The organism is Microbacterium sp. NPDC006705, from assembly GCF_044903545.1.
In the GTDB taxonomy this organism is placed as follows: domain Bacteria; phylum Actinomycetota; class Actinomycetes; order Actinomycetales; family Microbacteriaceae; genus Microbacterium; species Microbacterium plantarum.
The window spans coordinates 1-12476 of sequence record NZ_JBJDQQ010000001.1 but is presented as its reverse complement, the minus strand read 5'-3'; the positions used below and the strand labels follow the sequence as shown (position 1 = coordinate 12476).

The window sequence follows — 12476 nt, the reverse complement described above, 5'->3', positions numbered from 1 at the left end:
GAAATGGTGACCGCGCCCCGGTGCGGGGCTACCGGCGGTCGTCGGTGGTCTGTCCGTAAACGTTCTGATACCGGTCGTACAGCGCATCGATCGCGTCCTGCGGAATCGGGAGCAACTCCCCCGCCTGCCGGGCGATGTGGACCGTGCGAGCCACGTCCTCCACCATCACCGCAGCCTTGACCGCATCCTTCGCACTCGACCCGATCGTGAACGGCCCATGGTTCTGCATCAACACCGCCCGGGAACGATGCCCCCGAAGCGTGTCCACGATCCCCCGGCCGATCGAGTCATCACCGATGATCGCGAACGGCCCCACCGGGATCGGCCCCCCGAACTCATCAGCCATCGCCGTGATCACACACGGGATCTCCTCACCCCGCGCCGCCCACGCCACCGCATACGTCGAATGCGTGTGCACCACACCACCCACCTCGGGCATGTTCCGATACACATACGCATGCGCCGCCGTATCACTGGACGGCGACCGGTCACTGCCCGGCGTCCCCGGCACCACATTGCCGTCCAGATCGCACACGATCATGTTCTCCGGAGCCAACTCGTCATACGACACCCCCGACGGCTTGATCACGAACAGATCAGCCCCCGGAACCCGCCCCGACACGTTGCCACCGGTCCACACGACCAGCCCGTAACGCACCAGCTCCGCGTGCAACGACGCCACCTCGGCCCGAACCCGCGCCACCGCGACTTCGACCTTCACGCCGTCGACGTACTCGCTGCTGATCGCTGCGTTGCGTGCCACTCGAGTGCTCCTTCGCCCGGCCACCATCGGCGGGCCTCGATCGTGTGACGATCGATGTGACCGTTCACATTGCGACACTATAGCCACGGTCCGAACGGGAGTGTCAACTCCCGGCGTGTCTCGGATCGATAACGACGACTCAGCGGCGCGGCCCGGTGGACGAGCGAACGACCAGCTCGGGCACGAGCACCGCCGGGTCCACCTCGCCCGAGCCCTGGCCGAGCAACAGATCCACGCAACGACGCCCCAGCTCGGCGAAGTCCTGACGCACGGTCGACAGCGGCGGCCAGAAGTGCGCGGCCTCGGGGATGTCGTCGAACCCGATGATGCTGATGTCGCGCGGGCAGTCCAGCCCCTCATCGCGGATGGCGTGCAGGAGCCCGAGCGCCATCTGATCGTTCGACGAGAAGATCGCGGTGAAGTCACGGACCCGGAGCAGCTCGCGCCCGGCGTAGTAGCCGAATTCGGCCGTCCAGTCGCCTAGCACCGGCGCCGTCGTCGGGATGTCGGAATCGCTCATCTCCTCGAGGAATCCGCGCATCCGCGCCTCTGCCTCGATCCAGTCCTGGGGGCCGGCGATGTGGTAGATCGACCGGTGGCCGAGCTCGATGAGGTGCCGTGTGGCCAGTCGGGCGCCGGCGATCTGGTCGACCGACAGGGCGTGGCCGGGATCCACCTCGGTGGACTGCAGCGTGACGTACGGGATGCCGATCGGCTGGGCGGCCAGGGCACGGAACACGCGCACCTGCGGCGCGATCACGACGAGTCCCTCGACCGCCTGGGCCACCAGGTGCGCGAGCCCGGCCTGGATCGAGCTCGGATCCCGGGCGTCGACGTTGGCGGTGGAGACCCAGTAGCCGCGTTCGCGCGCGGCCGCCTCGATCGCCGCGATCGAGGACGCGGGACCGTACTGGGTCGCCGACGACGTCAGCACTCCGATCGTGTGCGACCTGCTCGTGACGAGCGCGCGGGCCGCCCGATTGGGGCTGTAGTCCAGTTCCGCCATGACCGCGAGCACGCGATCCTTCGTCTCCGCGCGGATGCTCGGATGATTGTTGAGCACGCGCGAGACCGTCTGATGCGATACACCGGCCAGACGCGCGACATCGCGAATGCTCGGGCGACGGCCCGTAGCGTCTTCGCTCATGGTTCCTCCGGCCCGATGCGCACGTTCACATCGGCTCGTGCCCATTATGCACCGCGGGTTTCGAAAACACGTGGTCCGCTCTATGTGACAGTCACACGGAGCGCTCCGCGGCCATGTGACGACCGCGGTTCGCGTCACACCAGCGGCGAGAAGCCCTCCCGCCCCGACACCGCCGTATGCTGACCGCATGTCCGACCTGGCGCGCTTCCTGCCTTTGAGTCACCGGTCGGCGGATGACGCCGCGGCGGCCCCCTCCGACCGTCGTGGGCAGATCGCGACGGTGGTCGCCCTCGCAGCCTCCGCGCTCGACGGTGCTCCATTCGATCGCCGCCGCGCCTTCGTCGACGAAGCAGGCCTGTCGGGCGACGGCGACGGCGCTTCCCTCGCCGAACTCGCCGGCCGTATCGCGCGGGGGCGACGGCGCAGCGTCCGAGAACTCACGGCGGTCGCGCGTGCCTACCTCCGTTTGCCGAGCGACCGGCGTCCGCTCCCGTTCGATATCGCGGGCGCGGTCGCGCTCGCGGCCTCGACGAGCGCCCCGTTCGCACGACGGGCCGCCATCGCAGGCCACACCGTGCGCGCGACCGACGCCGGCTGGACCTTCGGTCGCGGACCCGAGATCTCGGCGAGCGCCGACGAGATCGTCGCGTTCCTCACCGGCGTCTCCGATTCGCCGCCCCGGCGTTCCCCCGTCAGCTGAGTCGCAGCAGGTCGCGGTAGAACTCGATCCCGCGAAGCCACACGTGCACACGGATCCGCTCGTCGTGCGCGTGAAGCGCTTCGCGCTCGGAGGCGGTCAGCCGGAACGGCGCGAATCGGTAGACGTTCTCGCAGATCGCGGTGAACCACCGACTGTCGCTCGCCCCGAGCTGCAGGTACGGCGTGGCGACGACGTCCTCGCCGAGAGCGGAACCGACCGCACTCGCGATCCGGCGCCATCCCTCGCCGCGCCAGGGTGACACGGGCGATGGGTCCGAGCCGTGGCGAACCTCGATCTCGATCCGGGGATCGGCGATCGCTCGCCGCGCGCGCTCGGTTGCCGCAGCAACCGAGTCGCCCGTGAGCAGGCGGATGTTGACGGCTGCGCGAGCAGCCGTGGCGAGCACGTTCTCGCCATCCGCCCCGTCGAGCTCCGTCACGACCGCGGTCGTGCGCACCAGTGCGTTGGTCTCGGCGCCGAAGCGAGGCAGCGCCCGCGCGAGCAGCGCTCCGGTGACGGAGAGGTTGGTGAAGATGGAGCGGAACGGCTCGCGGGCGAATGGTGCCAGGGTGCGGAACATCGCCCGCACCGGCGGCACGAGCCGCACGGGCGCCGGGTGTCGATGCAACCGGTCGATCGCCCGCGCCAGTCGCGCGGTGGCCGGCAGCGGGGGCGGAGTGGACGCGTGCCCTCCCGCCTCGCGCGCCGTGAGCCCGAGCGTCATCACCCCGCGCTCGGCGACGCCGATCATCGCGGTCTCGACGTCGACGCCGGGCACGGCACCCGAGACGACTGCCCCGCCCTCGTCGAGGACGAGCGCCGGCCGGACGCCACGGGAGCGCAGCACCTCCACGATCGCGGGAGCACCGAGACCGGCGACCTCCTCATCGTGCCCGAAGGCGAGATACACGTCGCGCGCCGGCCGCCATCCTTCCTCGACGAGAGCCTCGACGGCTTCGAGAATCGCCACCAGTGAGCCCTTATCGTCGATCGCACCGCGCGCATGGATCGTCCTCTCCTCGCCCTCGCCGGCCAGGACGGCGTCGAATGGCGGATGCATCCATTCGCCGGGAACGACCGGAACGACGTCGTAGTGCGCCATGAGTACGAGCGACGCGTCCGAGGCATGGCCCCGCCACCGGTAGAGCATCGCGTGCTCCCCCACCGTCTCGTACTCGAGCTCGTCGTGCAGGCGTGGGTAGAGCCGACGCACCGCTTCGCGGAAGCGCACGAGCTGAGCCCCATCGGACGAGGCCGGCTCCGCGTGCGAGACGGTGGGGATCCGCAACAGCTCGCGGAAGCGATCGACGGCAGCGGTGTCCACCCTGCGAGCCTACGCCGCGCGGGTCGGTCAGCCGCTGGCTAGGCTCGCGTTATGACGAATCAGACGACGTCCGGCAGCTCCGACACCGGCCTGCGATGGGGCATTCTGGCGACCGGCGGAATCGCCCACGCGTTCACCCGCGATCTGCGAACAGCGGGCCGGGAGGTCGTGGCCGTCGGCTCACGCACACAGGACTCGGCGACACGCTTCGCCGAGGAATACGGCATCCCCCACGCTCACGGCTCGTACGAGCAGCTCGCGGCCGACCCCGACGTCGACATCATCTACATCGCCACCCCGCATCCGGGTCATCGCGACGCCGCCGCGCTCGCGATCCAGCACGGCAAGCACGTGCTGGTGGAGAAGCCGTTCACCCTCAACCGTGACGAGGCCGTGGCGCTGCGCGATCTGGCAGCCGACGCGGGCGTCCTCGTCATGGAGGCGATGTGGACTCGCTACCTCCCGCACATGGTCCGCCTGCGCGAGATCGTCGCCGCCGGAACCCTGGGCGAGGTCCGGACGGTGTTCGCCGATCACACGCAGCGGATCTCCGACGATCCCACGCACCGTCTCAATGATCTCTCGCTGGGTGGCGGCGCGCTGCTCGACCTCGGCATCTACCCCGTGTCGTTCGTCTGCGACCTCCTCGGGCTCCCGACGCAGGTGAGGGCGCTCGCGCGGCTGATGGAGACAGGCGCCGACGCCGAGGTCGCGACGGTCATGACCCACCCCTCGGGTGCGGTCTCGACGACCGTGTCGTCTTCCCGCGGGGCCGGGCCGAACACCGCTCACATCGTCGGTACCGAAGCGCGGGTCGAGATCTCGGGCGTCTGGTACGCGGCCACCGACTTCCGCGTCGTATCGCACGACGGCACGATCCTCGAGGAGTACCGCTCGGAGATCGAGGGGCGCGGCATGCAGTTCCAGGCCCTCGAGGCGGAGGCCCTCGTCGCCGCCGGACGGACCGACGGCGACGTTCTGCCGATCGCAGAGACCGTCGCGATCATGGGCGTGCTCGACGATATCCGCGATCAGATCGGCGTGCGCTACCCGCAGGAAGGGTGATCCCGCTCAGGCGGCGAACGGCACCACGCCCACGAGCACCGCGACGGCGAGCATGACGAGCGACACGATCGACGCACGCCACAGCACCTTCTTGTGGTGGTCGCCCAGATTCACGTTCGCCAGCGACACGAGGAGCAGGATGGCGGGCACGAGCGGGCTCTGCAGGTGGACAGGCTGCCCCGTGATCGACGCACGCGCCATCTCGACCGGCTCGATGCCATAGGTCGCGGCGCTCTCGGCGAGGATCGGAAGGATGCCGAAGTAGAAGGCGTCGTTCGACATGAAGAACGTGAACGGGATCGACAGGACGCCCGTGATCACTGCGAGGTGCGGTCCGAGCTGCGACGGGATCACCTCGGTGACCCACGAGGCCATCGCGGCCACCATCCCCGTACCGTTCAACACGCCCACGAGCACGCCCGCCGCGAGCACCATCGAGACCACGCCGACGATGGAGGGCGCGTGGGCGACGATCTCGTCCGCCTGCTGCTTGAGCTTCGGGAAGTTGATGACGAGGGCGAGCGCCGCGCCCACCATGAACACGTACGCGAGCGGGAACAGGTCGAGGACGAGCAGGACCATGACCACGAGCGTGAGCGCGAGGTTGACCCACACCAGGCGCGGACGCAGCGTGGCCCGGTTCGGGTCGAGCATCGTGTCGGCCATAGCGGTGTCGCGCTCCTCGACCCACTGCGCCGCCGGAACGGGCTTCCGGCCGCGCACGGTCACGACGTTCCCGGTGCGCAGCGTTGCCAGCGCGCCCGGTCGCGGGTCGGCACCGCGGAAGAGCTTGGGCCCACCGAGCACGCCGTCTCCCCCGCCGAGACGGGACGTGTCGATGCTGCCCGCGAGCCGTCGACGCTCCGAGAGTCCCAGGAACCAGGCGAAGGTCAGCGAGACGACGATGCCTGCCGCGAGCGAGGGCAGCATCGGCACGAACACGTCGGTCGGCTGCAGACCGAGCGCCGACGCCGCACGCACGGTCGGCCCGCCCCACGGGACGATGTTCATCGTGCCGTTCATCAGGCCCGCGACGCAAGTGAGCACGACGGGACTCATGCCCAGGCGGAGGTATATGGGCAGCATCGCCGAGGTCGTGATGATGAACGTGGTCGAGCCGTCGCCGTCCAGCGAGACGACCGCCGCGAGCACAGCGGTCCCGAGCACGACCTTGGCGGGATCGTCCTTGAGCACGCGGGTGATCACCCGGATGAGGGGGTCGAAGAGCCCCACGTCGATCATGATGCCGAAGTACATGATCGCGAACATCAGCAGAGCCGCGGTCGGCGCCATGCTCGTGATGGCGTCGATGATCATGTCGCCGAGCCCCAGGCCGGCGCCGGCGAAGAGGCCGAATGCCGTCGGCACGATGATGAGCGCGACCATCGGGGTGAGCCGGCGCGTCATGATGAGCGCCATGAAGGTCAGCACCATCGTGAACCCGAGCGCGACGAGAACGCCCTCGGGCGGGATGAAGGCGAGGTCGTACCCCTCTTCGGCCGCGGCGGCGGCCACGAGGTTCACAGGATTTGTCATGTCGACTCCTTCGTCGGCGGGCGCACGGACCCACGGTGCGATCGGTCGAATCTAGGTCGCTTCGCCGTCGACCCGCGCGCTTGGGCTCATTCCGGCGACTTGAGCGCGTAGCGTGTGTTCTGCGCATTCTGCGCGCGAGCAAGGGGAGGTCGGATGCGCTTCACGACGCGGCTCTTCCTCGTGCAGCTCGGCGTCGTCGCGACCGTGCTGCTCGTGTGCACGGCGGCGTTCGCGGTGATCGCGGTGACGCAGGTGCGAAACGCCGCGGAAGAGAGCGCCCTCAACATCGCGCGCTCGGTCGCAGCGACCCCGGAGGTGCGCACCGCCGTCGCCCGGTGGTCCGACGACCCCGGTACCCCGGATGCTGCCGACCTCGTCGGCGGATCGTTGCAGAGCACGGCTCTCGCGATCGCCGAGCGCACGGACGCGCTCTTCGTCGTGATCACCGACGACCACGGCATCCGGCTCGCCCACCCCGATCCGCGTCGTCTCGGCGAGACCGTGTCGACCCCGTTCGACCGCGTTCTCGGCGGCGAGGAGGTCGTCGACTGGGAGGTCGGAACCCTCGGGCGCTCCGCACGCGCCAAGGTGCCCGTCCTCCCGCCCGACGGCGGCGAGCCGGTGGGTGAGGTGAGTGTGGGTTTCGAAGAGGGCAGCGTGCTCGACGACCTGCCGTCCGTGCTTCTCGCGATCGGGATCGCCGCGCTTCTTGCACTCGGCATCGGCATCGCCGCGGGCTCGGTTCTGCGACGCCGCTGGGAGAAGACGACGCTCGGTCTGCAGCCCGAGGAGCTGACCGCGCTGGTGCAGCAGCAGAGCGCGGTCCTCGACGGCATCGGAGACGGCGTGCTCGCCCTCGACGAGAACGGTGTCGTGCGGGTCGCGTCCACGACTGCCGAACAGCTGCTCGGTCTCGAGCGCTCCGTGGGGCAGCCGCTCTCCGCTCTGCCCCTGCCCGCGGCTGTCGTCTCCGCGATCATGGAAGGGCTTCCGCTGCACCGTGTCGTCGTAGGCCCCCGCGTGCTGGCCGTTGACGTGCATCCGGTGCGGCGCGGTGGCCGCGAGCTCGGGGACGTGGTGATCGTTCGGGATCACACGGATGTCGCCGAGCTCGGCGAACAGCTCTCGTCGGTTCAGACCGTGACCGGGGCGCTGCGGGTGCAGCGGCACGAGTTCTCGAACCGCCTGCATGTCGCCGCAGGCCTGATCGACGCCGAGCGGGTCGGCGACGCCCGAGCGTTCCTCGACGAACTCCTCGAGCGCGGCAGCGTTCCGATCGCCGTCGCCGGCATCGAGCGGGTGGACGACCTGTTCCTCCAGGCGCTCCTCGCGGCGAAAGCGACCGAAGCAGCCGCGAGCGGAGTGGGCATCGCCGTCGGCGAAGACACCCTCGTCCTCGGAGAGCTCTCGCGTGTCGAGGATGCCGCGGCCGTCATCGGGAATCTCATCGACAACGCCGTCGCCGCCGCGGCGCGCGAAGCCGAACCCCGCTGGGTAGAGGTCACCTTCTTCGGCGACGGCGACGCGCTCGTGACGACCGTCGCCGACTCGGGGTCCGGTGTGGCGGACGGCCGCGATGTCTTCGCGCCGTCTGCGGAGCCGGGCGACGACCGCGTGCGCGGGCGCGGGATCGGCCTGCCGCTCTCGCGCGAGCTGGCGCGCCGTCTCGGCGGCGACGTGTGGCTGATCGATCCGGGCGGCCGCGGCTCCGCGGCATCCGGAGCGGTTTTCGCCGCCCGGCTACCGGGCGTGCTGCGCACCGCGGCGCCCGACACGACCGCGACTACCGAGCCGACCGCACCCCGCCCCGAGGAGGACGACTCATGACCACGACAGCCCCGCTCCGGGTCCTCGTCGTCGACGACGACTTCCGCGTCGCGGATCTCCACCGCGACGCCGTCGACGCGGTTCCCGGGTTCCGCGCGCTCGAGCCGGCCCGGTCGATCGGCACAGCTCGCTCCGCGATCGCCGAGCACCGCCCCGACCTCGTTCTCATCGACAACTACCTGCCCGACGGCGAGGGCGTCGAGCTCGTGCGCTCGATCGACACCGATGCCATCGTGCTGTCGGCGGCCTCCGATGCCGAGACGGTGCGCCGCGCCCTGCGTGCGGGGGCCATCGGCTACCTGATCAAGCCGTTCGATTCCCGCGCTCTCCGCGAGCGCCTGGAGCGGTACGCCCGCTACCGGAACGTCCTCGACACCGCCGACGTGGAGCAGGACGACATCGATCGCGCCCTGTCGATCGTCCACGGCGGTCCCGCCACCACGACGCGCTCGGCGACCGAGCAGATGATCCTCACGACCCTCGGGGCGCGGGAGGCATCGGCGGGCGAGATCGCGACCGAATGCGGTATCTCACGGGCGACGGCTCAGCGCCACCTCGCGGCGATGGCCGCGCGCGGGGTCGTCGACGTGCGGTTGCGTTACGGATCGACGGGCCGCCCGGAGCACCGTTACGCAGCGTCGCGCGGTTGACGCGTCGACCACCAGGCCCACGTGACGAGAACGGGCTGGAAGAAGAGCCGGACGAATCGACGCCGATCGGTGTCGAGCCCGAAGGCGCTGCGTCCCTTTCGCCACTGATCGATGTTGCCGGGGAAGACGGCGATGAAGAACGCGGCGAGCAGCGCACCGATGCGCGAGCGCTCGCGCGGCAAGGCGAGCAGCGCCACCCCGAACAGTGCCTCCACCGCTCCGGAGGCGACGACGACGCCATCACGATCGATCGGGAGCTTCTCGACGACCGCGTCAGGCACCTGGGCCTGGAAGTCACGGCGCGCCCAGAACAGGTGGCTCAGGCCGGCGAAGATCATGGCGCCGGCGAGCAGCCAGCGGAGCGCGGTTCTCATGCGTTCAGTCTGCGCGCTCCACGGCCGCCCGGCGAACCCTTGCTTTCTCCGCACTAGGCTTACCCGGGTGTCCGGCGCGCTCGATCTTTCCCTTCTCCGCCGCTGGCCCGACGTCGAAGCGCCCGGTCTCGTCGCCGCCGATGCCGCCGATCTCCTGATCCTGGATGAATCGGAATCTGCCCGCGCCGAAACGGGCCCCGACGAGGTCACCGTCATCGGAGACAGCTACGGCGCGCTCACCCTGGGCGCTGCGGCCGCCGGAGCCGAGGGCATCCGAGTCCACCAGGACCCCCTCAGCGGCGAGGCCGCTCTCGCCGCGAACGCGAAGCGTCTCGTCCCCCAGGCGACATTCACCTCTCTCCCGCTCGATGCCGCGCTCGTCGCGGGCGCGCGAGTCGTGCTGCTTCGGCTGCCACGCTCGCTCGATGCTCTCGCCGACATCGCCGCCACCATCGCGGCGGCGGCCTCCCCCGACGTCGTCGTCTACGCCGGAGGGCGAATCAAGCACATGACGGTCGCGATGAACGACGTTCTCCGCGGCTCCTTCGAGCGCCTCGACGTCACGCATGCGCGTGGGAAGTCGCGGGTGCTCGTCGCCCGCGGTCCACTCCCGCAGACGACGCTTCCCGAGGCGCGATCTGGACGCAGCGACGGGATCGAGATCCGCGCGTACGGCGGCGCGTTCGCGGGTCCGCGCCTCGACATCGGGACACGACTCCTCCTCGCGAACCTGCCCGAGACCGCACCGGGCGGAACGGCAGACGACCCGTGGATCGACTTCGCCTGCGGCACGGGAGTCGTCGCGGCCGCGTGGGCCACCCGTCACCCCGACGTCCGCGTGTATGCCTCGGATCAATCGGCCGCAGCCGTGGCGTCCACGGCGGCCACGATGCGGGCCAACGGTGTGTCCGAGCGCGTCGAGGTGGTACGCGATGACCTGCTCGCCCGGCGCCCGGATGCGAGCGCGTCGCTGATCGCGCTGAACCCGCCGTTCCATTCCGGTGCCGCGGTGAGCGACCGCATCGCCCCGCGCTTGTTCCGCGATGCGGCGCGTGTGCTGCGGCCGCGCGGCGAACTGTGGTGCGTCTGGAACTCCGCGCTGCAGTACCGAGCAGAGCTCGAGCGCGTTGTCGGCCCCACCCGGCAGGTGGCCCGAGACCCGAAGTTCACGGTCACGGTGTCCACGCGCCGCTGACCGTCTCAGTGGTAGCGGCCGCTGTAGGCGTTGATCGCCTGCTGCCCGCCGAGGTGCGCATAGAGCACGTTCGAGTCAGCGGGGATGTCGCGGGAAGAGACCAGGTCGATCAGAGCCGCCATGGACTTTCCCTCGTAGACCGGGTCGAGGATGACTCCTTCCAGGCGCCCCGTGAGGTAGATCGCCTCATCCGTCGAGTCCACGGGTATGCCGTAGCGCTCCCCCGCCCAGCCCTCGAGAACCTGGATCTCATCCTCGCGCAGCTCACGGCCGACACCGATCAGCTCCGCCGTGCGACGCGCGATCCGGCGCACCTGGTCACGGGTCTTGTCGATCGTGGCCGAGGCGTCGATGCCGAGGACCCGCCGGGGACGGTCACCGAAGTTCTCCGCGAGGTCGGCGAACCCGGCCACCATCCCGGCGTGGGTCGACCCCGTCACGGTGCAGACGACGATCGTGTCGAAGAACACACCGAGCTGCTCTTCCTGCTGGCGCACCTCGTGCGCCCAATTGGCGAACCCGAGTCCGCCGAGGCGGTGATCACTCGCGCCCGCCGGGATCGCATAGGGCTTGCCGCCGGAGGCCTCCACATCGGCGATCGCTTCCTTCCACGAGTCTCGGAATCCGATGTCGAAGCCCGCGGGCGACAGGCGGACATCCGCTCCCATGAGCCGCGAGAGCAGGATGTTGCCGACCCGGTCGTTGACAGCGTCCGGCCAGTCGACCCAGTTCTCCTGAACGACGACGGCCTTCAGCCCCAGGTGCGCCGCGACCGCCGCCACCTGGCGAGTGTGGTTCGACTGGATCCCGCCGATGGAGACGAGCGTGTCGGCGCCCTGAGCGAGAGCATCCGGAATGATGTATTCGAGCTTGCGAGTCTTGTTGCCGCCGTATGCGAGGCCGCTCGACACGTCTTCTCGCTTCGCCCAGACACGGGCACCCCCGAGATGGGCTGAGAGGCGATCCAGCGGGTGCACGGGGCTGGGTCCGAAGGTGAGCGGGTGACGAGGGAAGTCGGCGAGGGACATCGGTTCTCCTGGGGTCGGGTGGAGCTCAGGCGGGATCGGGATGGGTCAACAGGCGTTCGAGCGTCAGCCAGTTCTCACGCGTCGCTGCAGCGGCCGCCTCGCCCTCGCCGGTGGCGCAGAGCTCGATGATGCGGGCATGGGCCGCCACCGAGTCGCGGCCGGCGAGGCTCGAGAACCGAGCACGCTCCAGGCGTCGCAGAAGGGGTGTCACCTGCTCGAGCAGAGTGCCGAGAAGAGGGTTGGCACTCGCCGAAACCGCGACGCGATGGAAGTCGTCGTCGGCCGCGAGCGCTGCGTCGATGTCATCCGCGCGCAGTGCGTCCGCGAACCGGTCGTTCGCAGCACGCATCGCATCGAGGTCCGACACCGTGAGCTGGCGCACTCCCTCGCGCACCGCCAACTCATGCAGTGATGCCGCAATACGCTGCGCCGAGAGAGCCTCGCGCTCATCGAGCGGCGCCACCTCCGTGGCCTTCGCCCGCCGCGTCCGGACGAGCCCCGCGGCCTCCAGACGGGCGATCGCCTCGCGAATCGGCGTACGGCTGACCCCGAGCCACTCCTCGAGCTCGCTATCGCGGAGACGAGCGCCCGGCTCGAGCCTGCCACTCACGATCGCGTCGCGAAGCGCCGTGTACGCGTGGTCGCGCAGAGAGGCTGGGCGAGAGACGGGAACGAGCGGCATGCAATATATTGCACACTACCTGGCTCAGTACGTCAAGCGAACGGCCCCGGGGGCACGAAAAAGGGCCACCCAGCATTGGGTGGCCCTCTTACGAAAGAAGTCCGGCGGTGTCCTACTCTCCCACAGGGTCCCCCCTGCAGTACCATCGGCGCTGTGAGGCTTAGCTTCCGGGTTCGGAATGTAAC

The 12476-nt window shown here is 69.8% G+C and carries 12 protein-coding genes and 1 rRNA gene; 5 read left to right on the top strand and 8 right to left on the bottom strand.

What is annotated here, in order from left to right:
* Positions 1–28: 28 nt before the first annotated feature.
* Both ACI2K6_RS00065 and ACI2K6_RS00060 read right to left on the bottom strand, forming a co-directional pair.
* Entirely contained in the window at positions 29–745 is a 717-nt protein-coding gene (locus tag ACI2K6_RS00065; RefSeq protein WP_404568559.1) for an L-ribulose-5-phosphate 4-epimerase, read from the bottom strand.
* Positions 746–902: 157 nt separating this feature from the next.
* Positions 903–1910, bottom strand: a complete 1008-nt coding sequence (locus ACI2K6_RS00060; RefSeq protein WP_114588219.1) for a LacI family DNA-binding transcriptional regulator — start codon at positions 1908–1910, stop codon at positions 903–905.
* Between the two features lie 187 nt (positions 1911–2097).
* Between ACI2K6_RS00060 and ACI2K6_RS00055 the strand changes: the two genes are divergently transcribed.
* A complete protein-coding gene (locus tag ACI2K6_RS00055; protein WP_274179576.1) occupies positions 2098–2610 on the top strand; it encodes a hypothetical protein in 513 nt (170 codons plus the stop codon).
* On the opposite strand, the gene ACI2K6_RS00050 is transcribed toward ACI2K6_RS00055, so the two are convergent.
* Complete coding sequence (locus tag ACI2K6_RS00050) at positions 2603–3934, bottom strand: M20/M25/M40 family metallo-hydrolase (RefSeq protein WP_282501062.1); 1332 nt, start codon at positions 3932–3934, stop codon at positions 2603–2605. The two genes, ACI2K6_RS00055 and ACI2K6_RS00050, sit on opposite strands and share 8 nt — an antisense overlap.
* 51 nt (positions 3935–3985) lie before the next feature.
* Here ACI2K6_RS00050 and ACI2K6_RS00045 point away from each other — a divergent pair, with 51 nt between their 5' ends.
* Positions 3986–4999, top strand: coding sequence for a Gfo/Idh/MocA family protein (locus ACI2K6_RS00045; protein ID WP_112617948.1), 1014 nt, complete (start codon positions 3986–3988; stop codon positions 4997–4999).
* A 6-nt stretch (positions 5000–5005) separates the two neighbouring features.
* Here the strand turns inward: ACI2K6_RS00045 and ACI2K6_RS00040 are convergent, their stop codons facing one another.
* Positions 5006–6535 (bottom strand): CitMHS family transporter, encoded by a 1530-nt coding sequence (locus ACI2K6_RS00040; RefSeq protein WP_114588223.1) that lies wholly within the window; start codon positions 6533–6535, stop codon positions 5006–5008.
* Between the two features lie 153 nt (positions 6536–6688).
* Here ACI2K6_RS00040 and ACI2K6_RS00035 point away from each other — a divergent pair, with 153 nt between their 5' ends.
* Positions 6689–8362: a sensor histidine kinase gene (locus ACI2K6_RS00035; protein WP_323985849.1), complete on the top strand. Its 1674-nt coding sequence runs from the start codon at positions 6689–6691 to the stop codon at positions 8360–8362.
* Positions 8359–9012, top strand: coding sequence for a response regulator (locus tag ACI2K6_RS00030; protein ID WP_269266033.1), 654 nt, complete (start codon positions 8359–8361; stop codon positions 9010–9012). The genes ACI2K6_RS00035 and ACI2K6_RS00030 overlap by 4 nt, the downstream gene beginning before the upstream one ends.
* Here ACI2K6_RS00030 and ACI2K6_RS00025 read toward each other — a convergent pair.
* Positions 8991–9386, bottom strand: a complete 396-nt coding sequence (locus ACI2K6_RS00025) for a hypothetical protein (RefSeq protein WP_274179570.1) — start codon at positions 9384–9386, stop codon at positions 8991–8993. The genes ACI2K6_RS00030 and ACI2K6_RS00025 overlap by 22 nt on opposite strands.
* 67 nt (positions 9387–9453) lie before the next feature.
* On the opposite strand from ACI2K6_RS00025, the gene ACI2K6_RS00020 reads away from it, so the two are divergent.
* Entirely contained in the window at positions 9454–10581 is a 1128-nt protein-coding gene (locus ACI2K6_RS00020; RefSeq protein ID WP_323985851.1) for a methyltransferase, read from the top strand.
* A gap of 5 nt (positions 10582–10586) precedes the next feature.
* Here the strand turns inward: ACI2K6_RS00020 and ACI2K6_RS00015 are convergent, their stop codons facing one another.
* The 3 genes from ACI2K6_RS00015 to rrf all read right to left on the bottom strand — a co-directional run.
* A complete protein-coding gene (locus tag ACI2K6_RS00015) occupies positions 10587–11609 on the bottom strand; it encodes a 1-aminocyclopropane-1-carboxylate deaminase (protein ID WP_282501065.1) in 1023 nt (340 codons plus the stop codon).
* A gap of 25 nt (positions 11610–11634) precedes the next feature.
* Positions 11635–12291, bottom strand: a complete 657-nt coding sequence (locus ACI2K6_RS00010) for a GntR family transcriptional regulator (protein ID WP_323985853.1) — start codon at positions 12289–12291, stop codon at positions 11635–11637.
* Between the two features lie 99 nt (positions 12292–12390).
* Positions 12391–12476 (bottom strand): 5S ribosomal RNA (gene rrf, locus ACI2K6_RS00005); the annotation flags it as partial.